The 26,419-nt window shown below is 36.4% G+C and carries 14 protein-coding genes and 4 tRNA genes; 8 read left to right on the top strand and 10 right to left on the bottom strand.

Annotation, left to right across the window (positions count from 1 at the left end; genetic code table 11):
* Positions 1–78: 78 nt before the first annotated feature.
* The 5 genes from AC51AA_RS09015 to AC51AA_RS08995 form a co-directional block, all read right to left on the bottom strand.
* On the bottom strand, positions 79–984 hold the full coding sequence (locus AC51AA_RS09015; RefSeq protein ID WP_500701790.1) for an N-acetylmuramoyl-L-alanine amidase: 906 nt from the start codon (positions 982–984) through the stop codon (positions 79–81).
* Between the two features lie 40 nt (positions 985–1,024).
* A complete protein-coding gene (locus tag AC51AA_RS09010; protein WP_500701789.1) occupies positions 1,025–1,582 on the bottom strand; it encodes a hypothetical protein in 558 nt (185 codons plus the stop codon).
* Between the two features lie 42 nt (positions 1,583–1,624).
* Positions 1,625–2,938, bottom strand: a complete 1,314-nt coding sequence (rimO, locus tag AC51AA_RS09005; protein ID WP_500701788.1) for a 30S ribosomal protein S12 methylthiotransferase RimO — start codon at positions 2,936–2,938, stop codon at positions 1,625–1,627.
* Between the two features lie 211 nt (positions 2,939–3,149).
* Positions 3,150–4,652 (bottom strand): OmpP1/FadL family transporter, encoded by a 1,503-nt coding sequence (locus AC51AA_RS09000; RefSeq protein WP_500701787.1) that lies wholly within the window; start codon positions 4,650–4,652, stop codon positions 3,150–3,152.
* A 45-nt stretch (positions 4,653–4,697) separates the two neighbouring features.
* Positions 4,698–5,714 (bottom strand): hypothetical protein, encoded by a 1,017-nt coding sequence (locus AC51AA_RS08995; protein WP_500701786.1) that lies wholly within the window; start codon positions 5,712–5,714, stop codon positions 4,698–4,700.
* A 101-nt stretch (positions 5,715–5,815) separates the two neighbouring features.
* On the opposite strand from AC51AA_RS08995, the gene proS reads away from it, so the two are divergent.
* From proS to rpsT, 5 genes are all read left to right on the top strand, one after another.
* On the top strand, positions 5,816–7,294 hold the full coding sequence (gene proS, locus AC51AA_RS08990) for a proline--tRNA ligase (protein WP_500701785.1): 1,479 nt from the start codon (positions 5,816–5,818) through the stop codon (positions 7,292–7,294).
* Between the two features lie 77 nt (positions 7,295–7,371).
* Positions 7,372–7,443, top strand: a tRNA-Glu gene (locus AC51AA_RS08985).
* Positions 7,444–7,487: 44 nt separating this feature from the next.
* Positions 7,488–7,559: transfer RNA gene (locus AC51AA_RS08980), tRNA-Glu, on the top strand.
* Between the two features lie 44 nt (positions 7,560–7,603).
* Positions 7,604–7,675: transfer RNA gene (locus tag AC51AA_RS08975), tRNA-Glu, on the top strand.
* 155 nt (positions 7,676–7,830) lie between these two features.
* Positions 7,831–8,082 (top strand): 30S ribosomal protein S20, encoded by a 252-nt coding sequence (gene rpsT / locus AC51AA_RS08970; protein ID WP_500701784.1) that lies wholly within the window; start codon positions 7,831–7,833, stop codon positions 8,080–8,082.
* Between the two features lie 198 nt (positions 8,083–8,280).
* On the opposite strand, the gene AC51AA_RS08965 is transcribed toward rpsT, so the two are convergent.
* Both AC51AA_RS08965 and AC51AA_RS08960 read right to left on the bottom strand, forming a co-directional pair.
* Positions 8,281–8,694, bottom strand: coding sequence for a response regulator (locus tag AC51AA_RS08965; RefSeq protein WP_500701783.1), 414 nt, complete (start codon positions 8,692–8,694; stop codon positions 8,281–8,283).
* Between the two features lie 4 nt (positions 8,695–8,698).
* Positions 8,699–10,333: a PAS domain-containing sensor histidine kinase gene (locus AC51AA_RS08960; protein ID WP_500701782.1), complete on the bottom strand. Its 1,635-nt coding sequence runs from the start codon at positions 10,331–10,333 to the stop codon at positions 8,699–8,701.
* A 242-nt stretch (positions 10,334–10,575) separates the two neighbouring features.
* Here AC51AA_RS08960 and typA point away from each other — a divergent pair, with 242 nt between their 5' ends.
* Entirely contained in the window at positions 10,576–12,372 is a 1,797-nt protein-coding gene (gene typA / locus AC51AA_RS08955) for a translational GTPase TypA (RefSeq protein ID WP_500701781.1), read from the top strand.
* Positions 12,373–12,898: 526 nt separating this feature from the next.
* Here typA and AC51AA_RS08950 read toward each other — a convergent pair.
* A tRNA-Trp gene (locus AC51AA_RS08950) sits at positions 12,899–12,969 on the bottom strand.
* 466 nt (positions 12,970–13,435) lie between these two features.
* Between AC51AA_RS08950 and AC51AA_RS08945 the strand changes: the two genes are divergently transcribed.
* Both AC51AA_RS08945 and AC51AA_RS08940 read left to right on the top strand, forming a co-directional pair.
* The gene (locus AC51AA_RS08945; protein WP_500701780.1) at positions 13,436–15,943 is read left to right on the top strand and encodes a beta-N-acetylglucosaminidase domain-containing protein; all 2,508 of its coding nucleotides are present in this window, start codon (positions 13,436–13,438) and stop codon (positions 15,941–15,943) included.
* A 367-nt stretch (positions 15,944–16,310) separates the two neighbouring features.
* Positions 16,311–20,168: a TIM-barrel domain-containing protein gene (locus AC51AA_RS08940; protein WP_500701779.1), complete on the top strand. Its 3,858-nt coding sequence runs from the start codon at positions 16,311–16,313 to the stop codon at positions 20,166–20,168.
* Positions 20,169–20,331: 163 nt separating this feature from the next.
* On the opposite strand, the gene AC51AA_RS08935 is transcribed toward AC51AA_RS08940, so the two are convergent.
* Both AC51AA_RS08935 and AC51AA_RS08930 read right to left on the bottom strand, forming a co-directional pair.
* Positions 20,332–23,121 (bottom strand): T9SS type B sorting domain-containing protein, encoded by a 2,790-nt coding sequence (locus AC51AA_RS08935; protein ID WP_500701778.1) that lies wholly within the window; start codon positions 23,119–23,121, stop codon positions 20,332–20,334.
* A gap of 61 nt (positions 23,122–23,182) precedes the next feature.
* Complete coding sequence (locus tag AC51AA_RS08930) at positions 23,183–26,410, bottom strand: T9SS type B sorting domain-containing protein (protein ID WP_500701777.1); 3,228 nt, start codon at positions 26,408–26,410, stop codon at positions 23,183–23,185.
* Between the last annotated feature and the right edge of the window lie 9 nt (positions 26,411–26,419).

Raw genomic sequence — 26,419 nt, 5'->3', positions numbered from 1 at the left:
GGAAAAGACGACCAATAAAAAACGCGTTTCTAAAGATATAGGAAACGCGTTTTTAAGTATAAGTAAGATTCGATGTTGCTATTGAATCTGTTTTTTGTAAATGGAATAGATGGTATCTATTGTTTTCCGATCTAAAAGAGCACTGGTATCGGTTTGAATGTAATGTAGTTTAAAAGCCATTATCGCCGCCGAAAGATTCTTAGTGTTGTATCCGATAATTCTCAAAGCAGGCTCGATTTTAAAATCAAATGGAGCTTCTTCTAAATATTCATCCTGCCAAATTCCGAATCCTTTTTCAGCTAGTGTTTTCCAAGGAAATAAAGCGCTAGGGTCTTGTTTTCTTCCTGGTGCAATATCAGCATGACCTAGAAAGTTCTGAGTCGGAATATTGTAGTCTTTTTTTAGTTTAGTTAAAAGGGCTACTAAGCTGCTGATTTGTGATTCAGTAAAGGGTTTAAAGCCGTTGTTGTCTAGTTCTATTCCAATAGAGCAGGAGTTTAAATCTGTGTTTTTACCCCAAGAGGCATTCCCAGCATGCCAAGCTCTTAAGTAGTCATTAAGCATCTGAACAACTTTTCCATTTTCGGAAATGATGTAATGGGCGCTTACTTGAGTTCTGGTCTTGGTGAACGTATTGATTGTTTGTTGTATAGAATCTTGAGCAGTATGGTGGATAATAACAAAGCTAGGTTTTCTTAGGTTGAAATTAACCGTGCCAATCCATTCTGTATTGATACCATTTTGTAAAGCTGTTGATCCTGTTTTTGATATAGAATCTTTTATAATACCCAATTGCTGTGCATAAGACGTATCAATAACTACAGGACTAATTGCTGGAATTGGTTGAGGTTGCTTGCTGGTAATTTGGGTTTCAAAAGTTTTAAGTTGTTGATCGTAAACTTTTTCGGTTGATTTGTAAGGATTAGTCGAGCAAGAGGCAACAATGATTGCTAGAATTAGATAACAAAAAGTTTTTTTAGCCATGTTTAGTTGGTTAGAGGTGTATGGAATGAAGTTAAAACAATTATTGTTGTGCTTTTATTGCTTCAGTTTCTTTTTTTACTTCTTCTTTTTTCACTTCTTCTTTAGAATCTCTTTTCTTTTTTGACTTCGTTTTTTTTATTTCTTTAAAATCAGCCATAAAAGCGGTGTATTTCTCCACTTGATCTGGGTTCAAGAAGGCGGCTATTTTTTTATTAGTGCTTTCTCTAAGGGCTTTTATTTGTTCAAATTTTTGCTCTTGATTGCTACTTTCGTTTTTCAATAGGATACCTTGTTCTCTCATGCTATCTGCTAAGACATTGGCTACGGCAATAGCTTGAAGTTCATCTAAATTCACTACTGGTTTCATTTGTTCTACAAGTAGAGCAGCTGTTTCCTCAACAGGAACTTCTTTAGGTTTGCTAGGGGTGCTTTGTTGACCTTGCATCATACTTCTATCCATGCCCATTCCGCCATTTCTTCCATAACCGCCTCCGCCATAACCGTTGTTATATCCGTTCCCGTAGCCGTATTGGGCAGAAACAGTATTAAAACATAATAAGGTGAAAACTAAAAGGAATAATGATGGAATAGGTTTCATAAAAGTATTTTTATCAAAAGTGGATACTAGTTCAGCGTAAATTTAAGCAGGTTCTCCGTATAAATCAAATTCTGTTGCTTCAATTATTTTAATATTAACAAACTCTCCTGTTTTTACATAATGCTTAGAAGCGTCGATTAAAACCTCATTATCAACATCTGGGCTATCAAATTCTGTTCTACCAACAAAATGGGCACCTTCTTTTCTGTCAATGATGCATTTGAAAACTTGGCCTACTTTTTCTTGATTAAGATCCCATGAAATTTGCGATTGCAATTCCATAATCTCATTAGCTCTAGCTTGTTTAACATCGTCTGGAACATCATCTTCAAGTAAATAAGCATGAGTGTTTTCTTCGTGAGAATAAGCAAAACATCCCATTCTGTCAAATTTCATTTCTTGAACAAAATCTTTCAAAATTTCAAAATCTTCTTGAGTTTCACCAGGGTATCCAACAATTAAAGTTGTTCTGATAGCCATTCCAGGAACAGCAGCACGGAAATCTTTTAATAATTGAGTTGTTTTGGCTTGGGTAGTACCACGACGCATTGATTTTAGGATAGCATCCGAAATATGTTGTAATGGAATGTCAATGTAGTTACAAATTTTAGGCTCGCGTTTCATTACTTCTAGTACATCCATCGGGAATCCAGTAGGGAAGGCATAATGCAAACGAATCCATTCAATTCCTTCTACTTTTACCAAAGCTTCTAGAAGTTCTGCAAGATTTCTCTTTTTGTAAATGTCAAGACCATAATAGGTTAAATCTTGAGCGATAAGAATTAATTCTTTAACACCGTTTTTAGCTAAGCCTTCTGTTTCTTTAACTAATTTTTCAATAGTTTGTGAAACGTGTTTTCCACGCATAAGTGGAATAGCACAAAAACTACAAGGTCTGTCGCAACCTTCTGCAATTTTTAAGTAAGCATAGTTTTTTGGAGTGGTGGTTAAACGTTCTCCTAGTAATTCATGTTTATAATCTGCCCCTAGCGCTTTCAATAATTGAGGCAACTCTGTTGTACCAAAATATTGATCTACATTGGGAATTTCTTTTTCTAAATCAGGTCTGTAACGCTCGGATAGACATCCTGTTACGAAAACTTTATCAACTAACCCTTTCTCTTTTTTATCAGCATATTCCAAAATCATGTTTACTGATTCTGCCTTTGCATTATCAATAAAACCACAAGTGTTGATTACGATAATGTTTCCTTCCTCTGCTGCTGGTGCTTCATGTGTTACTTCTTTTCCATTGGCACGAAGTTGTCCCATCAATACTTCGCTATCATACACATTCTTAGAACATCCAAGAGTGATTACGTTAATTTTGTTCTTTTTTAAAGACTTGGTTCTCATACTTTTATAAATTGGAGTGCAAAATTACGCTTTTTTATTCAAACACCGCTTGTTTCGGTTTCTTTTAGGTGTTTTTTATGAAGCTAATGCTGTGGTTAGTGCTGGATATTGTAAAGAAGGCTGTGGTAAAAAAGGTATTGCTTTAGATTGGGTAAAAAAAATCCGTTAGGCAAAGCATAACGGAAATCTTCATTGATCTATTTGTTTCTAATTACAATTCAAATAATAGAGTAAGTGTGACGTTGTTTAGTTTTGATGTAATGTTCGCGCCGTCGGTAAATCCAGTATTAAAAAAACCTTGATTTGATTCTCTTTCTAGATAAGAATAGGCAAGGTCTAGTTTAGTTCCTCCGAAACTATAACCTAAACCACCAGAATAACTGGTTAAATCTCCAATTGTTGTTCCGTTTTTATAAGGGCTTCCTTCGTAACGGTATCCACCACGTAAGCTTAGTTGATTTATTTTGTATTCCGCACCAATTCGCAGCTCTCCGTTGTTGGTTAATTGGTTGCTAATATCATTGTTTAATGCGCTAAAACCAGCATCGGTTGTTGGTTTGTATGTGCTGTTTCCGTAATCTTTAATTGCGTAATCAACGCTGATTAATCCTGATTTTCCAAAGATATAAGCTGCACTAAAAGTAGTTTTTCCGGGTGTTTGCAAAGTATAAGAATCGTATACGTTTACGATTTTTGGATTGACCACGGCGTTAATTAGTTCGCCTCCATTGGCTTGTCTTGTCGAGTTTAAGCTTTGAGATGTTTCGTCGTAAAGCTCGTACCAAGTATTTGATTCATAAGCTAAACCAAGTCGGAATGATTCTGTTACTTTTGCAATGGCTCCAAGTTGGAAAGAAAATCCATTTCCATAGGTATAGAGGTCGTTGTTAAAACGTAAGCTCGATATGGTTTCGCTGGCTTGTAAAGGATTTGCATTGTCTTCATAGAAGCTGTGGTATCTTCTAAAGTCGGTAATATGAACGTTTAGGTTGGCTCCTAAATAAATTCGGTCTTTGTATGATGTCGCGATATTGAAACTTAATTTACTGTTGTATCCAGTAGTGTGGATTTCATTTTCATGGTAGTAGTTACCGCCGGCAGGAACGTTGCTAGTGTACTGTGTGTTGCCATCAGTGTCGCTAACGGGATTAATTACGTGACCATAATACCCCATGTGAGCTTGTTGCTCGTCAAAAAATTGATCTTTGTAGGCTATTTTGGTAATATCTCCAAGGCTGATTCCGTTAGCGTAAGCTAGAAAATAACCGTCTATAGAGTTTGTTGGGTTTGTCCCAGCTGAGAAAATATTGTTATTGAAATTGTTGGTGTTTTCAAATGTTGCTCCAACGGCAATTTTTTTCCAATTGTTATTTGGATTGCGGTCATGAAAAACAAAAACGGCACCTGCTTGGTTTAGTGTAAAGGTGTTGTCTTTGTCACTAGTTTGTGTACCGAAATAGTTGGAGTTGTTTTTAGTGTCTTGATTACTAAAAGTAACGCTCATTTGATTGTTTGAAAATATAGCTGACCCTGCTGGATTGACAGTTAATGATGATAAGTCTCCTCCAACTGCTCCAAATGCGCCACTCATTGCTCTAAATCGGGCTGTTCCAGTCAGATTGTCTTGTGAATAACGGACAGCATCAGAAACTTCTTGAGAATACGAGGCGCTAAAAGTTAATCCTGTAATAAATAGGAAGAATATTTTTTTCATTTAGATAAGTTTTAATGTGAATCTTTTGATAGGTGGAAGAAGGAATTATCTTCTTCCGCCACCGCCACCGCCGCTATATGATCTTCCGCCACCGCCACCGCTGCTGCTACCGCTGCTAGATGATGATGATCTCATGCTTCCGCCTCCCGTATTATTGTATGAACGGGATGGGCTAGGTGTGTAGCTTCTCGAAGGGGTGCTGTTATTGCTGTTATTGTAGCTTCTGTTTGTAGTTGTTGAATTGCCTCTTCTGTAGTTGTAATTATTACTGTTGTTTTGAGTAGCACTTCTTCTGTTTGTGAAATTTGGGCTAGAGTTATAGGTTCGTCCGTTTGTAGAAGAGCTTCTTCTGTAATCGGAGTAGTTGTTTTGTCTACCTGTAGTGCTGTAGCTTCTGTTGGTGTAATTTCTGTTTGTATAATTTCTATTGGTGCTATTTCTATTGGAGTAGTCTCTACTTGAAGTATAGTTTCTGTTTGAAGTATAATTTCTGCCTCCGTAATACGCTGCAGAACCTCTTCTTCCATAGTTATAGCTGTAGTTGTTGTATCCGTAATTAGGTCTTCCCCAACCTGGGTAGCCCCAACTAGGGTAACCCCATCCAGGATAGCCCCATCCATAATAAGGATAGTCCCAATAACCTCCATAACCACCCCATCCATAATAAGGGTATCCAAAGCCAAAACCAAAGCCTAAAGACCAAGTTGGGTTGGTGTAAAAAGTAACGGCTACTTCAGAATTACTGCTCCCCCAAGCTGGATAAGCTGTAGAGGCAGTTTGTATGCTGTCATTATCTGCGTAATTGCCATAGCTGTCTACGTCTGTAAAGATTTCAGTTGGTTGGTTGTCATCTTGTAATGATCTAAAGTAATCCTTATATTGATTATTATTGTTGTTATTATTGTTGGATCGAGCATATACGGTGGTTGTATTGCCATATACTCCATCATTGTCATGATAAGAAGTGTTTTGGTATGAACCACACGATGCTGCTAAAAAACTCAGTAATCCAATTAGGTAAAAATGGGCTGAATTTCGGCGAAGAGAAATATTAGTTTTCATATCTGTGGTGTTTTTTATTGTTGCACATTACAAAAATAGTTAGTTTTGTCAAACTATTTAGTTAAAATTATTAAAACAAAATTTGTGCCAAACTATTCAATATGAGTAAGAACCTCACTACAAGATCAGAAGATTATTCAAAATGGTATAACGAGCTGGTTGTAAAGGCGGATCTAGCCGAAAATTCAGGAGTTAGAGGATGTATGGTGATTAAGCCGTACGGATATGCTATTTGGGAAAAAATGCAAGCTGAGTTAGATAGAATGTTTAAGGAAACAGGACATCAAAATGCGTACTTCCCTTTATTTGTGCCTAAGAGCATGTTTGAGGCTGAAGAGAAAAATGCGGAAGGATTTGCAAAAGAGTGTGCTATCGTAACACATTATAGATTAAAAAACGATCCAGACAAACCTGGAAAGTTAATGGTGGATCCAAATGCTAAGTTGGAGGAAGAGCTTATTGTTCGTCCAACAAGTGAGGCAATTATTTGGTCAACATATAAAGGATGGGTGCAGTCTTATAGAGATTTACCTTTGTTAATTAATCAATGGGCGAATGTGGTGCGTTGGGAAATGCGCACGCGTTTGTTTTTGAGAACTGCTGAATTCTTATGGCAGGAGGGGCATACTGCTCATGCTACCAAAGCGGAGGCTATAGAGGAATCTGAAAAGATGATGAACGTTTATGCGGATTTTGCTGAGAATTTCATGGCAATTCCTGTGGTGAAAGGTTTAAAGACCGAAACGGAACGTTTTGCCGGTGCTGATGAAACTTATTGTATAGAAGCTTTGATGCAAGATGGAAAAGCTTTGCAAGCAGGTACGTCTCACTTTTTAGGACAAAACTTTGCGAAAGCCTTTGATGTTAAGTTTGCTAATGCTGAAGGAAAACAGGAATATGTATGGGGGACTTCATGGGGAGTTTCGACTCGTTTAATGGGGGCTTTAGTGATGACGCACTCCGATGATCAAGGATTGGTTTTACCTCCGAATTTAGCGCCTATACAAGTAGTGATTGTTCCGATTTATAAGTCGGATGAGCAATTTGCTGCTATTACTGCTGCGGTTAATGAATTGACTGTGAAATTGAGAAAGCTTAAAATTTCAGTTAAATATGATGATCGTACGACTCAGAAGCCAGGATTTAAATTTGCTGAATGGGAATTGAAGGGGGTTCCTGTTCGAATTGCTGTTGGTCCAAAAGATTTAGAAAATGGAACTTTTGAGGTGGCAAGACGTGATACTTTGACAAAAGAGGTTGTTTCTGCTGACGGAATTGTGAATTATGTGAATGAGTTGTTAGAACAGATTCAAAAGGAATTATTTGATAAAGCATTAACGTATCGAAATACACATATTACGGAAGTAAATAGCTTTGAGGAGTTTAAGGAAGTTTTAGATGGAAAAGGAGGGTTTGTGTCGGCTCATTGGGACGGTACAGCTGCTACTGAAGAGAAGATAAAAGACTTGACAAAAGCGACCATTCGTTGTATTCCTTTGGATGCAGTGGAGGAGGCGGGAACCTGCGTGTTTACTGGGAATCCTTCTTCAAAAAGAGTTCTTTTTGCTAAGGCTTATTAAAAAAAATAACTTTTTTTTGCTTTAGGTATTGCGCATCTTAAAAAGAGTTGTATCTTTGCAACCGCAATAACAAAGCAGGCCCGTTCGTCTATCGGTTAGGACGCATGGTTTTCATCCATGTAAGAGCGGTTCGATTCCGCTACGGGCTACTACTTTTATTGCGAAATTTTCTTGAAATATTGAGAATTAAAATGGCCCGTTCGTCTATCGGTTAGGACGCATGGTTTTCATCCATGTAAGAGCGGTTCGATTCCGCTACGGGCTACAATAATACCTCTATTTAAATATAGAAAAACTTAGAACGATAATGGTCCGTTCGTCTAGGGGTTAGGACTCCAGGCTTTCGTCCTGGTAACAGGGGTTCGATTCCCTTACGGACTACTAAAATTAGTTGTGAATAAGTTTTGTAAAATAAGGACTGGTGTCTCGGTGTTTATTTTATTAGTTAAAACCAAAGTGATTGTTTTTGCAATTGTGGGAGGTTTTTCTTTTTTAACTAGTATCTATAATAATTATTACATCTAAAATTAAAAAAAATGGCAAATCATAAGTCAGCATTAAAAAGAATTAGAAGCAACGAAAAAAGAAGAGTTCTTAACAGATATCAACACAAAACTACTCGTAATGCTATTAAAGCATTAAGAATAGCTACTGATAAAGCTGATGCTGCTTCAAAATTATCAACTGTAATTTCTATGATTGATAAGTTAGCTAAAAAGAACATCATTCATGATAATAAAGCTTCTAACTTGAAGTCTAAATTAACGAAACATGTTGCTAAATTGTAATTAATTACAATTTCCTAAATATATAAAGACCCTCTAAAGAGGGTCTTTTTTTTTTGTTTATTATTTAGCTGCGCTTTGTGCTGGAGGGTTGTGGGTTTGGATCAGTTGCCTTGGAAAAGGAGCGTGGGTGAGGTAAAAAAAAACACCAATTTGAAACTTTCAGATTGGTGTTTTTTTTATTGTTTTTGTTTTCTGGGGTTAAATATCTATTTTGTTTTTAAGGTATTCTAACATAGATTGTGTGATAGGTTTGGATAAGAAGTCGATGATTATGGGGTATTTTTTAGCTTTGATCAGGTCTTCTGGGTCAATGGTTGAGGATAATACGATCACATAAGCATTGTTGAAATCAGCGTAATCTGGAGAAGTGAAATGGTCTAAGAATTCCCAGCCTCCCATTACGGGCATGTTGAGATCTAAAAAAATCAATTCTGGTTTTTTATTCACCTTGTTTTTATTGTTGGTGTATTTTAGGGTGTTGAAGTGGTGTAAGGCTTCTTCGCCATTTTGAGCGGTGATGATTTCTTTTGAAAAGGATGATCTTTGAATTACTTTTTTGCTTAGCATCAAGGTGATGGGATCGTCATCGATGCATAGGATTTGCTCTAGCATGGTCTTAATTTTTAAACGTTATGGTAAATGTGGTTCCTATATTGACTTGGCTGTCGATGCTAATGGTGCCGCCCATAGTTTCTACTTGAGATTTTACTAGGTATAAACCTAGTCCTTTTGAGTCAGGGTAATTGTGGAATCTTTGGTATAGTCCAAAGACCTTATCGCGATTTCTTTCTAGGTCAATGCCGATTCCGTTGTCTTTGAAGGTTAAGACAGCTTTATGGTCAATTTGTTCTGCAGTAATGGAGATTTTTAATTTTCGATTCTCAGATTTGTATTTTATGGAGTTAGTTAATAGGTTCAGTAAAATACTTTCCATATAAGCTTTGTTTGTGTTGAGTAAAGGGACTCTGTCGAATTTTAGTTTAATGATCGGTTTGTGTAATTCGATTTGAAATGATAATTGGCTAAAGACATTTTCGAATACTTCTTTTAGGGAGACTTCTTCTTTTTGCATAGAAGGATTATCCTTAATGATAATGACTTTTACAAGATCGTTGATTGTTTCGTTTAAGAGATGTGTTGATTTAGTGAATCCGGTTAATATTTCTTTGAGTTCGGTGTTTTCAATCGGAATGTCTTCTATGAGGTTTAAAAGTCCAATTAAATTAGATAAGGGGGCTCTTAAGTTGTGTGATGTAATGTATGAGAATTGTTTAAGGTCCTTATTGTTTTGGGTCAGTTCTCGAATAAGATGTTCTTTTTCAGTTTCTAATTTTTTTTCTTCGGTAATGTCTCGTTGTATGGAGATCCAGTGTGAAATTATACCTTCGCTATTGAAAATAGGGATCATAGCAAAACGGACCCAGTATTCTTCTTTTTGTTTGGTATAGCTAATGATTTCAATTAGGCACTCTTCTTTGTTTTTTATTGCCCTTAAGAGTTTTTTTAGTTCCTCTGAATCCGATTTAGGTCCTTTGAAGATGTTGGGAGATTTTCCAATTATTTCACTGGATTGATATCCTGACATTTGTGAGAAAGAAGGGTTTACATAGACTATTTTTGGGATTTTTCCGTTGACGGAATTGGCTTCTGTAATTAAAATAGAATCCTTGGATTGTGTAATTACGGTCTCTAGAAGTTTTAAACGCTGTTCCTCTTCTTTTTGTTTGGTAATGTCTTGAATGGCTCCAATCATTCTGATGGCTCTTCCGTTTTCATCAGTAAGTAAAAAACCACGATCTAAAACGTATTTGTAAGTTCCGTTAGCGCATCTAAAGCGATATTGATCTTGCCATTTTTCAGTTTTTTGTTCAATAAACGAATAGAGTTTGATGGACATTCTAATGCTGTCCTCTGGGTGAATTTTGTCAAACCACCATTTTGAAGTTTTCCCAACTTCTGCAGGGTTGTAGCCAAAAACATTTTCGATTCCTTTGTTCCATCCAATACTGTCTTCTTGAATTTTCCAATCCCATATAGTATCGCTTGTTGCTTTTGCTACGATATCATATTTTTCGTTCGATTCTTTGATTTCTTCGTTGGTTTGTTTTAGTTTTTCGAAAACAGAAATGTTTCTTTTCTCGTTATTGGATAGTATGTATTTGAAAACGAGCCCTGTGATAAGGATAAAAAGAATGTCTTTTGCAAGGAATAAATAGAAATAGTCTTCTTTTGAGAAGTAGTTAACGAGCAATTTATGACAAATTATTGCCAAAAACAGCGATATGATAATATATATTAGAGTAATTTGGAGCGTTTTACTTTTCATCACTCAAATATAGTTAAATTAACTATAATTAAGCAATAAACAAGGTCATTTTGAGCTGGGAATTTAGGGTTTGGGAATTAACTAATTGGTTGTATATACGCAAACTATCGCAGAAACGTATTTTATATCAAAAAAAAGTGTACCTTTGCAGCCATTAAAAATCTCAGATGGAATCTATTAGAAATATTGCAATTATTGCCCACGTCGATCACGGTAAAACCACTTTGGTTGATAAAATTATGTATCACTGTCAGTTATTTCGCGATAACGAAAACACAGGTGATTTAATTCTTGATAATAACGATTTAGAGCGTGAGAGAGGTATTACTATTACTTCTAAGAACGTTTCTGTTCAATATAAAGGAACAAAAATCAATATTATTGACACTCCTGGCCACGCGGATTTTGGAGGTGAAGTAGAACGTGTATTAAACATGGCCGATGGTGTATGTTTACTAGTGGATGCTTTTGAAGGGCCGATGCCTCAAACACGTTTTGTATTACAAAAAGCTATTGACTTAGGTTTAAAACCTTGTGTTGTTATCAACAAAGTTGATAAAGAAAACTGTACTCCTGAAGAAGTTCATGAGAAAGTTTTTGACTTAATGTTTGAATTAGGTGCTTCAGAAGAACAATTAGATTTCCCAACTGTTTATGGTTCTGCTAAAAACAACTGGATGTCTGATGACTTTAGAAACCAAACGGATAACATTGAGCCTTTATTAGATATGGTAATTGCTAATGTACCTGCACCTAAAGTATCAGAAGGAACACCTCAAATGTTAATTACATCTTTGGATTTCTCTGCTTTTACAGGTCGTATCGCTATTGGTCGTCTTGAAAGAGGTGTATTGAAAGAAGGTATGGCAATTTCTTTGGTAAAAAGAGATGGTAAAGTTATAAAATCACGTATTAAAGAATTACATACTTTTGAAGGTTTAGGTCGTAAAAAAGTAGAACAAGTAATTGCTGGAGATATTTGTGCAATTATTGGTGTTGAAGGTTTTGAAATCGGTGATACTATTGCTGATAACGAAAACCCTGAAGCATTAGCTTCTATTGCTATTGATGAGCCTACAATGAGTATGTTGTTTACAATTAATGACTCTCCTTTCTTTGGTAAAGAAGGTAAATTTGTAACTTCTCGTCATATTAGAGAAAGATTGACAAAAGAATTAGAGAAAAACTTAGCGATGAAGTTAGGTGAAACTGATTCTGCAGATAAATTCATGGTTTTTGGTCGTGGAGTACTTCACTTGTCTGTTCTTATTGAAACAATGAGAAGAGAAGGGTATGAGTTACAAATTGGTCAGCCGCAAGTTATCATCAAAGAAATTGATGGTAAAAAATGTGAGCCAATTGAGGAATTAACAATCGATTTACCAGAAAATCTTTCAGGTAGAGCGGTTGAGTTCGTAACACTTCGTAAAGGTGAAATGTTGAGTATGGAAACTAAAGGTGAACGTATGATTATTAAATTCAACATTCCATCTCGTGGAATTATTGGATTGCGTAATCAATTGCTTACAGCTACTGCTGGTGAAGCGATTATGTCACACCGTTTCATCGGATATGAGCCTTACAAAGGAGAAATTGCTGGACGTAACAAAGGTTCATTGATTTCTATGGAAAAAGGAAAAGCTATTCCTTATTCTATTGATAAATTACAAGATCGTGGTAAGTTTTTTGTTGAGCCAAATGCTGAAATTTATGAAGGTCAGGTAATTGGAGAAAACTCTCGTGGTGATGATATGTGTGTAAACGTAACGAAAGAGAAAAAACAATCTAACGTTCGTTCTTCTGGAAATGATGAAAAAGCGAGAATTATCCCTCCGATTATTTTCTCTTTAGAGGAAGCTTTAGAGTACATTCAAAAAGATGAATATGTAGAGGTTACTCCAAAATCTATTCGTTTAAGAAAAATTTACTTGACAGAAACTGATAGAAAAAGATTTAAAATCTAATTTTATCTTGTTATATATTAAGAAGAGGTTGTCTGAAAAGACAGCCTCTTTTTGTTTTAAAGAATAGTGGATTCGCAGTACTTTATTGGAACTTAAAAAAGGTTCTTAATCGCTTTTGATGCTATGATGAAGTGTTCCTGTTCTAAGTAATGTTTTGGGCTATTAACTCAATCTTAGGCTAGCTTTAGATTGTGCTAGTGTACCCGAAAGGACCAATGAGGTCAAAGGTGTTGTCTCTGAAATTAGTCAAATGATTCTTGAGATTAAATCATTAAATGCAATGAAAAAGGTGTGAGTTGATAATTCCAATTAGGTGAATATTAGGCTATGTAGGTATTAACGTAGGTGGTTGTGGGTATTGAAAAGCAAATTAAGGAGCAAAAAAAAACTGTCCGAAAATTACTTTTCGAACAGTCTCTTCTATGTGCTAGTATTTCTGAATTTTACTTAAGTCTTTTATCAGTATATTGATCTTGATCTTATGTTTTTAAAACTCCAATCCGAATATTGTGAAATACTTTATTCGCACGGGCGGAGGGATTCGAACCCCCATCAACGGTTTTGGAGACCGCTATTCTACCCTTGAACTACGCCCGTTTATTAAAAAAACAATCTCCTTTTTTGAAGATACTGCCTTTAGAATTCGATGCAAAAATAGCAATTCAGATCAAATATTTACCTGTTTAAGTATTTATTTACAAAAAAAGTATGTAACAGGCTTACATCGAGACTGTTGTTTGTGTCTAAAATTTTAGTCAAACTGGCCTTTTGATGTAAATAGCATTAATTTCCAATGTTAGTAGCTGTTTAGGGGGGATATAAAAAGTCAAAGTCCTTCTAAATTCACTTCGAGAATGGAGATGTAAGACAAAATGATTTTTAAAAAAATCCTTATATTTGAGAACGGTATTCCTATTTTAATGGAATCTATTTTTTTTCAAGACTACTCAATCCAATAAGTGGATATGTTGTGTCTATTTCTATTCGATTCAGTACTATTTGATTTCAAGCCTAAAAAAAAACTAAGAACCAATTTAACCACTATTCTATTTAACGCCAAAAAATGAAACTAAAACACCTTCTATTCACTACCTTATTTTTATCATTTGCAAATACCGGATGGACCCAAAATGACAAGGCTGCGATCTATCCTAGTCCGCAGAAAATAAATGTTACTGAACAAAAAATCAGCACAGAAGTATCCTATCAATTAAAAGGGAATTTTAAATTAAAATCCAATAGCTTGGCATTGTTGAACGATATTTTCAATAGCGCAGCTAAAACGAAGGTGTTCCCTGTTAGTATTACTACATTAAGTAAAGCTGATAAAAGCTTGCAGGTGTCAGGAGCCTATACGCTAAAGGTTACTTCACAAGACGTCCAAATTAATGTTTTTGATAATCGTGGTGCTTATTATGCTTTGCAAACCTTAACGCAATTAAAAAGCAATAACAGTTTGCCCTTAGTAGACATCATAGATTTTCCTGATGTTTTGTCACGTGGTTCTGTTGAAGGATTTTATGGTACGCCTTGGAGTCATGAAGATCGTATTTCGCAGTTTAAATTTTATGGGGCATTAAAATTAAATACTTATATCTATGGACCTAAAGATGATCCCTATCATTCCTCTCCAAACTGGCGAAAAGCTTATCCTGCCGAAAACGCCAAGCAGATTCAAGAGTTAGTTGAGGAAGCAAAAAAGAATGAAATTGATTTTACCTGGGCAATTCACCCAGGATTGGATATTCAATGGAATGAATCTGACAGGTTGGCTATTTTGAACAAGCTGGAATTAATGTATGGTTTAGGCGTGCGTTCTTTTGCCGTATTTTTTGATGATATTACGGGGGTTGGAACCAAGGCAGAAAAACAGGCTGAATTGCTCAATTATGTTCAAAAGGAGTTTATTGAAAAGAAAAAAGATGTCTTGCCTTTGATTATGTGTCCTACGGAGTACAACAAAGCTTGGGCTGATCCAAAACCAGATACTTATTTAGATATTCTAGGAGATAAACTCGATCCTGCTATACAAATTATGTGGACGGGAGATAGCGTTATCGACGATGTGAGTAAATCTGATTTAGACTGGATTAACAAACGAATCAAACGTAAAGCCTACATATGGTGGAATTTTCCTGTAAGTGATTATGTGCGTGATCATTTGTTAATGGGAGCTGCTTATGGCTTAGACACTACTATTAAAAGTGATTTATCCGGTTTTGTATCCAATCCGATGGAGCGTGCCGAAGCCTCTAAAGTGGCCTTATTCAGTGTTGCTTTGTATACTTGGAATCTGAAACAATATGAGCCCAATACCGCTTGGCATGCCGCCTCAAAATACATTATGCCAGAGGCTTCCGAAGCATTTCAATTGTTTAATGAGCACAATAGTGACTTAGGGCCTAACGGACACCGCTACAGAAGGGAAGAATCGGTTCGCATAAAACCCGAAATCGACTCCTTTTTAACGGCTTATAAAAATGACAACTATCCAACTGCGTCGGCAGTGACCATTAAAAAGGAGTTTGAACATATTATTCCAGTGGCAGCAGAGCTACGTGAAAAAAGCCACAATAAAAACCTAATTAAAGAAATCGACCCTTGGTTGACGCAATTCAACTTATTAGGGAAAGCTGGATTAGAAAGCATAAAGATGCTCGAAGGCAAACAAGCGAAAAATAAAGCTTTAGCTTGGGATCATTATTTAAAAGTAGAAACGGCTTTAGATAGTATCAATTTAGTGGATAAAACCTATAACCAAAACCCTTATCAACCAGGTGTGAAAACAGGTTCTTTAGTGTTAACTCCTTTTGTGAAAACTATTTTTGAACAAGCGAATGCTTATTTCGTAGGTACCTCTGAAATCAAAGCGAATGCCAGTTCAACAAATGTAATTAGCAATGCTGAAAAACTAAAAAATCAACCCTTGCAATTGAGTAATGTCGCTATTGCTATATCGCCTATCTTGGAGGTTTTAAACTTAAATCCTGGAGAATATGTCGGGATCCAAATGGACAAAAGGGTGAAAGTGAAAGAGCTCTTCTTTAATTTAGAATCTAAAAATTTAATGGAAGGTGGGGTATTTGAAACTTCAGTGGACGGACAAGTTTGGGCGCAGTTAAAAGTGGAGCAAAATAAAGGGAAGGGCAATCTTAAGTTCGCCAATGATGCGATTCAATACATTCGTTACAGAAACAGTTCTGATAAGATAAAAAGCTTCTTTTTGAAGGAATTTAAAGTGGTGCTAGATGCTCAAAGTGTAAATGCAGATCAAAGGGTGTATGTTCAAGATCATACGATTGCTACCTATTTAGAGTTGAATGATAAATCGAGTATCGGTTTACCTTTAACGATCAATAAAGAGATACAGTCCATCAGTTTGCTGATGCGAACCAACAATAAAAAGGTTTCCATCTATGGGGTGAACAAGCGTGGTGCCAAAACCTTAGTGTACGAAGGAAAAGAGAATTTTGTTGAAATACCGGTTAAACAATTCCAAAAGGCTACAACATTGGAAATAGAGGCACAGGACAATAAAGGTTTTCGAGTTTATGAAATATTGAACAACTAAAGATAAGAAGCCCAATTTTAAGAGGGTATACTACTAAGGTTAGCGCTGAACTATTTCGGCGCTAACCTTTTTTTTATGATAAACTTGAAAAAACCGATGTGTTTCCTTTTAAATTTTCTTTCACTTTTTCACGCCATTTGCTCCTTAGGATACTTTGAACAATACTGTCGCGTTGAATTTTGGTGGCTGATTTAATGGATCTATACTCCTCTAAGGATCGTCTATTTAATTGGAACAAAAAAGTAGTATAAAGTTAAAAGACCATGAGTAGATTAAATCAAAAATGATTCTTTTTTTTTACTTTTAATGCTTCACAAATTACACTAATCAAAACCTCCACTATTAAAATGTGGGTTATCTTAAATTTATGATCAAAATTATTCGCAACAACAGGTATAACATAACGGCAATTATGGTATCTGCAATGCTGTTTTCGGCCCCTCAAGGGAAAGCCGCAGCAAAAATCAAGTATCCTATATCTCAAGTACAGGAAACACAAAAAGTTGCCGGAGTAAAAATTATCAACCCAACAACAGTGGAAATTGTGTACGCGGACAACCAGCGTTTAACCATTGATTTTTATGGGGAGAATATTTTTAGATTATTTCAGGACAATAACGGAGGTGTCATTAGGGATCCAGAAGCGAAACCCGAGGCGCAAATTTTAGTAAACAATGCACGAAAGCCAGTTTCAAAATTGACTTTAGTGGATCAAAATGGGGAGTTTGTCATATCAACTAGCAAAATCAGTATTGTCATCAATAAAAACACTTCCTTATTTAAGGTTGTTAAAAAAGAAAATCAGGAAGTCGTTTTGGAAGAAACGGAGCCTGTAAAATTCGAGAAAAGCAGAGTTTCACTTACACTTAAAGAAAACCCTCAAGAGTTTTTTTATGGTGGGGGTGTGCAAAATGGACGTTTTTCTCACAAAGGAAAATCGATTGCCATTGAAAACCAAAACAGTTGGACAGATGGCGGTGTAGCTTCTCCGACTCCTTATTATTGGAGTACCAAAGGTTACGGCCTAATGTGGTACACCTTTAAACAAGGTCGATACGATTTTGGGGCAAAAGATAAAGGAACAGTAAGACTTTTTCACGAAACAGATTATTTGGATCTCTTTTTCATGATCAATGAGGGTGTCGTTCCCTTATTAAATGATTTTTACCAACTAACAGGTAATCCAGTTTTAGTACCAAAATTTGGTTTTTACGAAGGCCATTTGAATGCTTTTAACCGTGATTATTGGAAAGAAGACCCTGCAGGGATTTTATTTGAAGACGGAAAAACTTATAAAGAGAGTCAAAAAGATAATGGTGGTATAAAAGAATCACTTAATGGTGAAAAAAATAATTACCAGTTTTCTGCCCGTGGCGTTATCGACCGTTACAAAAAACACGATATGCCTCTGGGGTGGATTTTGCCAAACGATGGTTATGGTGCTGGTTATGGACAAACCGAAACTTTAGACGGTAATATTGCTAACTTAAAGAGCTTTGGCGATTATGCCCGTAAAAACGGTGTTGAGATTGGCTTGTGGACACAATCTGACTTGCATCCTAAATCGGAAGTAAGTGCCTTACTGCAAAGAGATATTTTAAAAGAGGTAAGAGATGCAGGTGTTAGAGTGCTTAAAACTGACGTGGCTTGGGTAGGTGCAGGGTATTCATTTGGCCTAAATGGGGTAGCTGATGTTGGGCAAACTATGCCATATTACGGTAATGATGCTCGACCTTTTATCATCTCATTAGATGGTTGGGCCGGTACACAACGTTATGCGACTATCTGGAGTGGCGATCAAACGGGTGGAAACTGGGAGTATATCCGTTTCCATATTCCAACTTATATTGGTTCTGGATTATCTGGACAACCCAACATTACTTCTGATATGGATGGTATTTTTGGCGGTAAAAACGGTCCAATGAATGTTAGAGATTTCCAATGGAAAACCTTTACACCTATGCAGTTAAATATGGATGGTTGGGGTTCTAGTCAAAAATATCCACACGCACAGGGAGAACCTTTTGCTTCTATTAACCGTAATTATTTAAAACTAAAATCAGAACTATTACCGTATCAATACAGCATTGCCAAAGAAGCTGTTGATGGTTTGCCTATGATTAGAGCAATGTTTTTAGCTAATCCTACTGCTTATACATTAGGATCTGCTACACAATATCAGTACATGTTTGGACCTAATTTTTTAATAGCTCCTATTTATCAAACCACCAAGGCTGATGAAAAAGGGAATGACATTCGAAACACAATTTACTTACCAGAAGGGACCTGGATTGATTATTTCTCAGGAGAAAAATATACGGGGAATACCATCATCAATAGTTTTGAAACACCTATTTGGAAGCTGCCTGTTTTTGTGAAAAGTGGAGCGATTATACCGATGGCAAATGCGACTAATAACGCAAACGAAATTAATAAAGCAGTCCGTATTTACGAGATTTATCCAGCTGGGAACAGCAGTTTTACCGAATACGATGATGATGGAACAACTGAAGCGTACAAATTAGGTAAAGGGGCTTCTACTTTAATTTCTTCTGCGGTAAATAAAAACGTGGCCATCATTACTATTGAACCTACCAAAGGTGATTTTGACGGTTTTGTGAAAGAGAAGGCTACGAACTTTGTTATTAACGTGACTGAGCAACCTAATAAGGTTACCGCAAAAGTTGGAGGCAAAAGCCTAAAGCTGGAAATGGTTAAGTCGGCGGCTGAATATGCTGAACGACAAAATGTTTATTTTTACGATGCTGCACCAAACTTAAATCGATTTGCAACCAAGGGAAGTGAATTCGAAAAAGTGCAGATGACTAAAAATCCGCAATTGTTGGTAAAATTAGCTCCTACAGATGTGACTCAAAATGGGGTTATACTTGAGGTTAAAGGATTCCTATTCGAACCTGCAGATAAACACCGTATTGCCACGGGCGCACTAAAGGCACCAGAGTCAGCACAGGTTAGTAAAAAGAACGAAGCAGCTTTTGCGCTTAAACCAACATGGAAAAAAGTTAGTAATGCAGACTTTTACGAAATAGAGTTCGACAATATGGTATACACCACCATTAAAGACACTATAATGTCTTTTGAAGGTTTAACAGCCGAAACTTCTTATGCGTTTAAATTAAGGGCAGCGAATAAAGAGGGGTATTCGGATTGGGTCAGTATTCAAGCAAAAACAGCAGCTAATCCGTTGCAGTTTGCCATTAAAGGAATAAAAGCGACAAGTACTGCGGAAAGTCAAGAAGGTTCTGAATTAAATCGATTATTTGATTTTGAAGAAGATAATGGTTGGCACACCATCTGGGGTAAAAACTCATTGCCTTTTGATATGGTAATAGATTTGAAGAGTGTAAATCAAGTGGAGAAATTCCAATACTTGCCACGCATTGGAGGTGGTAATGGCGTACTACTCAAAGGAACTGTATTTTATAGTACGAACAAAACCACTTGGACAGAGGCAGGGAAATTTGCATGGGCCAGAAATGGAGACACAAAAACTTTCGATTTTGCTAATCATCCAACGGTACGCTACATAAAATTAGTGGTTACAGAAGGTGTGGGTGGTTTTGGTTCAGGAAGAGAATTATATGTATTTAAAGTACCTGGAACAGAAAGTTTCTTCCCTGGGGATATCAATAACGATAAAGTGATTGATGAAAATGATCTAACCTCATACACCAACTACACTGGTTTACGAAAAGGTGATGGTGATTTTGACGGTTACATCAGTAATGGAGATATTAACAAAAACGGTTTAATTGATGCATTGGATATTTCAAATGTGACCACGCAATTAGAGGGTGGTGCAGAAATGGACAAAATCGATAAATTAACGGGAACTTTAAGCCTAAGCAGTGCAAAAGCAACTTACAATGCTGGAGAAACTGTGGAGATAACCGTAAAGGGTGTAAATTTAGCTAGCGTAAATGCATTAAGTTTTGGTTTGCCATACAATCCACAAGATTTTGAATTTGTAAGCGTACAAGCATTAGCGCTTAAGGATATGCAAAACCTTACTTATGATAGGTTGCATACAAATGGAAAAAAAGCATTGTATCCAACTTTTGTGAATATTGGAGATAAAGAAACATTAAAGGGGACTGCTGATTTGTTGGTTATTAAATTAAAAGCAAAACGCAAAGCAAGCCTTAACCTAAAACCAGTAGATGGTTTATTAGTTGATAAAGCATTGAACACGGCTTCGTTTTAAGCTAATCATTGTATAGCTAATAAGCTTAGTGTATAAAGAAGAGGTTGTCTGTATAGACAGCCTCTTCTCCTATCTAGACGTTTTTAAATCAAGCGCTGAGATATAGTTATTAAGTTCCTTTTACTTTAAAGGCAAATAGATGAATTTACGGGGACTGCTTGGATTATCTTTTTAAGCTAAAATGACCTTTTGCTTCTCTGCCGTCTGCTAATTGTATTGTAAACCAATAATCAGAGGCGGGCAAAGGGGCTTTATTGTAGGTGCCGTCCCAGCCTGTACTTAAAGGGGATAATTGTTTTAAAAGTTTTCCGTAGCGATCATAAATGAAAATGGTAGCATTTTCATAGAGAGGATTGTTTAGGGTATTGAAATTCCAGTAATCATTTTGACCATCATTATTGGGAGTAAAAAATCTCGGAATATTGAGTATAGAAAAACTTTTTGTTATGCGTCCACATCCATCCTTATTCTCGATAATTAACTCATGAAAGCCGCCAGGTATATTTCGGAAAACCGGCGAATTTTGATAATCACTAAGAGTACCGTCTTCAAACTGAATCTTATACTGATAAAACTCAGGGTCGTTGACATGGACAATCACTTCATTTTGGGTGGTGAAATCAGTTATTTCAATAGAGTTGATAACGGCTAAATGAGATAATTTTACAGGAATGTCTAAGGTAGCAGAGCAGTTAGCATTGTTGGTAACAGTGACACTGTATGTTCCTTCTTCGGTTATAGTTAGAGTAGGTGTAGTAGCTCCTGTTGACCATAGATAGGTGTAATCATGGAGTTGATTGACTTGAATTCCGGTTACTAAAGTAAGTGTTGTATTGGGTTGAGTGGCACAAATCAGCTGATCAGCAGCAGAAGATAAATTGGGAATTGGGTCTACTATTAATTCAAATTGCCCAGTTCCGTAACAACCTTCATTATTTTCGGCTCTAATAAATATCGTTTTTGAAACGGTTGTGATCGTATTTTTAATTTCATTTTGTGCTAAAGCGGCATCCATGACAGTAGGATAAAAGTAAAGTTGAACGTCAGTAGGTAGAATTAAAGCCGTTTTAATGTCTTGTTTTTTTTGTTCTAAGTCAAATGCTGCTGTTCCATTAGCGGAATCACATTGATGAAGATTGGTAGCTAAAATAGCAAGGTTGGGATTGGCTTGTAAAATAACAGTTGTAAGGCTGTAACAAGAAGAATTGGGTTGTGTTACTTTGGCATAAAGAATTTCATTGGGTGTACTGTTTTGGTAAATGGGGTTTATGGACATGCTGTTATGAATATCATTCAGAGCCTCTTGTTGGCTATGATAATAAAATACTTCATAGTCGTTATTTCCTAGGGTAATGGGATCGTTGGCTAGTGTGAGGTTAAAAGTCGCGAGGCCATCTAGTGAATTGCTATCTTGAGTATCACACTGAATTAATTTATAAGGCGTTGATAGTACAGTTGGATTCTCATAGATTGTAATGGTCTTCACAATGGGATCTCTATTTTCGCCGTTAACCGTTTTGGTTAGCGTTATTTTATAGTCTCCTGCTGCGGCAAAGGTGTGGTGGGCATCGTGATCGGTAGAAGTGCTGCCATCACCAAAGTCCCATACTATACTGTCTATCGTTTCTACGGAATTAATAAAGAAATGGGTAGAATCTCCAAAACAGTTGAATTCATAATCAAAAGTATACAAGAACAAGGAGGTTATAAAAGGAGGGAGACCTAGTTTTGAAAAGCCGGTTTTTAGATCAATTTTGTCTTGCATATAGTTGCAATTAGTGCCATCAGCTTCGGGATTGCTGATGACCGATAATCGATTATTATCATCACCAGCAATGGAATAACCAGCTCTGTATATTTTTTCGTCTATAGCGAGTTGTAGGGCCCCAGCGGCATAATTAGAAGCATAAATTAATTGTTGAGAGTTGATGATATCTGGTTTTTTTAAATCGAATTGAACAAGTGAGCTACCCAAAGAGATGCCATTTGTAGGGTTGTATCTGTTGAAGGTGACATAAAGTTTTGTCGTTTTTGGTGAAAATTCAACTCCATAAGGATTGGTGTTGTTAAGAATGTTGAGTTGATTGCTTAATGAACCCGTATTAGCATCAAAATCATAAAGCCATACATTACCAGTATTCCTTATTGGTTGACCAGAGGAATTTTTCACATTGGAGTTATTAGTAGCCATATTGGCCATCGCTACTTTTTTGCCATTTGGGGAAGCTTTTAAGTAGCCAATAGCATTTAAATTATAACCTCCAAGAGGCATCATTTGTGTGGTTATTGTTTTTACTGGTGTTTGATCAACGCCGTTATTACTGATTTTAAAGCTATAAAAGGTATTCTTGAAATGAGTGATTACCCAAAAGGAAGAACCGTCACTGTGTTGCACGGCGGTAATTTTTTCTGAACACTTATATTTTACATCTTCACTGTTAGTAGGGTCATACGTAATCAATGGAATGTTCTTTTCGTTACTCACAATATCTCCTAATCCATTGTTCAATCTCATATCAACCATGGAATAGTTTAAGCCACTGTTTGGGGGATCGTCATCATTTGTCGCGTTGGTATCAGCGTTTACGGGATTTGGTTCATCTACAGTGAAAATATAGTAAATGTTGGGGTTGCTAGGCTTTGGAATGATAATGGCAGATTGTGTACTGGAAAAATGTCCTAGTAATCCAGTTCCATTTGGCATCAGTTGATGGGCTTTGTTGTATATAACAGACCCATCAGTATAAAAAAGAAGTCTGCCGTTTTTGTCCGATATAGTGGTGCAGCCTTCGTTAGTTTCTAATCTCCCATTTGTAAGAGCTATCGGGTTTCCGGAATTGAAATCTAAACCTGCTTTCTTTCCAAAATACCAAATTGCCGCTTCTTTTTGGGCAATGGAAGTTACTGTACTTAATAGTAGGGTAATGAATGCTATTAACCGGACAGATTTCATACATTTTTCATTAGACTCAAATATACGAAAATGTGTAGGAAGTAAATTAAAGATTCTCGCTTTATCTTTTGAGGCTGAAATGGCCTTTTGTTTGGTTACCATTCTCAAATACAGTAGTATACCAATAGTCGCTGGCAGGTAGCATTTTACCTAAAAAAGTTCCATCCCAGCCTATATCTGAGGGCTTAAGTTGTTTGAGGAGTTTACCATATCGATCGTAAATATAGATAAAAGCGTTTTTGTTTTGATCAGTATCTAAACCACGAACATTCCAATAATCATTGTATCCATCAGCATTAGGAGTAAAAAATTTGGGAGCACCAATAACTGCAATTGATTTACTTATTATGCCACATCCATTTTGATCATTTACATATACTTCATGAATTCCCAGTGATACATTTTCAAAAACATTTGATGTTTGAAAAGGTCCATTTGGATCATCTAGACTATACTGGTAAGTTCCAGGACCTGTAACTTCAACTGCTATTGTAGCGGTATTGGATTCATTTACATTCTCAACTGTAATCTGATTTATTTTCGCCAGATTTGATGTAGAAACTTTTATTTCTCTGGTTTTTGAACAGCCAGAAAGAGAAGTAACTTCAACGGAATAGATTCCTTCAGTATTTACCTCTAAAGAAGATTGTGTTTGATCGGCTAAGATTCCGCCATCTTTTTTCCAAACATATGTATAGTCGGTAGTAGGTGTATTGTCTTTAATCCCAGCATCAAGTGTTACAAAAAAAGAAGATAAATTAGAGCAAACCAATTGATCATCATTATGATGAGCGTTCGAATCAATATTAGGCACCTCTTTTACCTTCAAGGTAAGATTTTCACCAAGTCCATAACATGAATTATCGAGAATGTTTTCTATTCGAACCCATATTTTTTGTTGATTTGGAAAGGCTGTATTTCTATAATTTGTGGTATTTGTGATGGGATTGATTTCTGATAGAGCGTCACCTTCTGTCTGGTAATAAGCAATTGAATATAAAGAACTAGGTGCAGGAAGAAGTGCTTTTAAGTCATCAGAGACACTACTAAAGTCAAATGTAGCGATTCCATCTTGATCATCATTTGTATTATCTAGATCATCATCACAAATGGACAGAGTGGGATTAAAAGTAGAGGGGATTGTGGTTGCGGATACCATTAGTTTTAATTCACCAATCGAAAAAAAACTGCTTGCGTTTTCGATTCTCACCCAAACGGATCCAGTAGTACTTCTGTAGGCAATTGGATCGTTAATTAAAAATACTATGTCTTTTGCAGTCGCGGCTGCTTCAGTAGTATAATACGTAAAAAGTTCGTTGCTATGGTTTGTTGAAAAGGAACTATTTCTCTCTGTTAAATTAAAAGTAGATATTCCACCAGCGCTATCATCACATTGAATCAAACTTTGAGGAGAGGTTATTGGCGATGCCTGAATAGTCAAAGAGGCTTCATGGGAGGTTAATCCACAAAGATTGCCAATTTTACTAAGGACTACGCGATATTTATAATTTTGCATGCTTAGCCTTAGATTCTTGACCGCTAAAGAACTTGTTGTGCTACCGGTATAGTCTGAACCATCAGCAATATTAGTCCAAATAATGCCATCGGTAGAGAATTGCCATTGATATCCATTTATAGGGTTTGTAGTAATTGTAAATACAGTACTTTGTCCTTCGTAGGCAGATTGATTGATCGGTTGGCTTGCGATTTGTATTTTTCCAGAAATTAGGTAAGCGCTGTTTGGTGTCACGTATCCATCAATGGCACTAGTGACAATGCCACTGAGGTCTGATGTCAAAGGTGTGTTTCCAAGTAAACCATCATTGTTATGGTCTGTAAATCCTGCATCAGTAACGTCATTACAAGAGTCTCCATCACTATCGAGGTCAATATAGTTTGCCATACCATCTGCATCAGTATCGGCTATAGTGTAGTTGAGGATACCACTATCAGGAAATGTCTCTAAACTATCAAGTAAGCCATTTCTACCAAAAGCGGCTGGGGAACCATCAATAACTCCATCATGGTTCGCATCGATTGCATTATTTCCCGATTCAACAAGGTCGTAAATACCATCATTATCACTGTCCGAATCTACTCTATCAATAACATAGTAGTCATAGGGGTGGGTGCCGTCGGTATTTATGCCCGCTTCAATGGGCATGAAAGCATCATCTAATCCGTTTTTATCGACATCAATACCAGAATAGGTTCTAATGTCCTGTCCTCGCATTTCAATTTGGTCTGGAATTCCGTCATTATCACTATCCAAATCTTCAAGATCAGGTATTCCATCAGAGTCTACATCAAAAAGCAAAGGTATTGTAAATACAAAAGTAGCTTTGTTAGCTTCCGTATCAGATAAATTACGATGTGTGTATGAAATAAAATCAGTGTAATAACTAGAAATACTAAAGGGCGTACCAGGACGTAACCCCGCAGGACTAGAGGGGTTATTGACACGAAATCGAATTTCAAAAGAGGAGAATTCTTTTACGTCACTTTCATACATTCCATCGTAGTTAGTGTCAATCAATAAGGCATTGTTAGGGTTTAGAATGGTTAAGGTTTTATCTTCAGGAACACGAACTGTAAAATCCCCCCTAGAGTTTATATACTCTGAGGGATCTGCTATTTGTTGATCTCCTGGGGATTCAGGAGGTAAGTAAGCTAGTATAACATGTGTTGGAGAATTCAAATGAAGGTCGTAGGTTACGAATTTTGATCTTCCTGCGGCTAGAGAAGAAACAAAGCCAAAAAGGGGTTTTGGAATTATGGCACCACTCCCATTTGTAATATCTGTATATTCGGATCCATTTGATATAACGGTGTGTTTTGCAAGCGTATACATACCCTCAAAAGAATTAATTATCCCATCATTGTCTAAATCTCGATCAACGTTATTGTTTATTCCATCATGATCAGTGTCTAGAGGACAGATGCTTACAGGGATATCAGCTGAACGCTCTACTGCTGCCGAAGGAGATCGTAAGGCAGTGACATAATAATAACCAGCCTGTGTTGGCGTGTAGTTGTCTGCTGTTGCAGACGGAATTAGAACATTGTTAAAATACCATTGATAAGAACTAAGTCCAGAAGGATTCGCTACGCTTAGGATCGTATTTGGAATGCAAGAGGCTTGAGCGTTGTTTATTTTTCCAAAAGTGATCTGTATAGTGGGAGCTGCTTCCGTACTTGTGGCTACTTTTTTTGAATAGTTTGAGGATTTTGCCTGAGCAAAACTAGTAATAAAAATTAAAAAGATGAGAAGTAAAGTAGTTTTATTCATACATTAAAA

The sequence above is a fragment of the Flavobacterium sp. OHVDL-2026-0007 genome (assembly GCF_059882335.1).
This window is presented reverse-complemented; position numbering and strand designations above follow the sequence as displayed.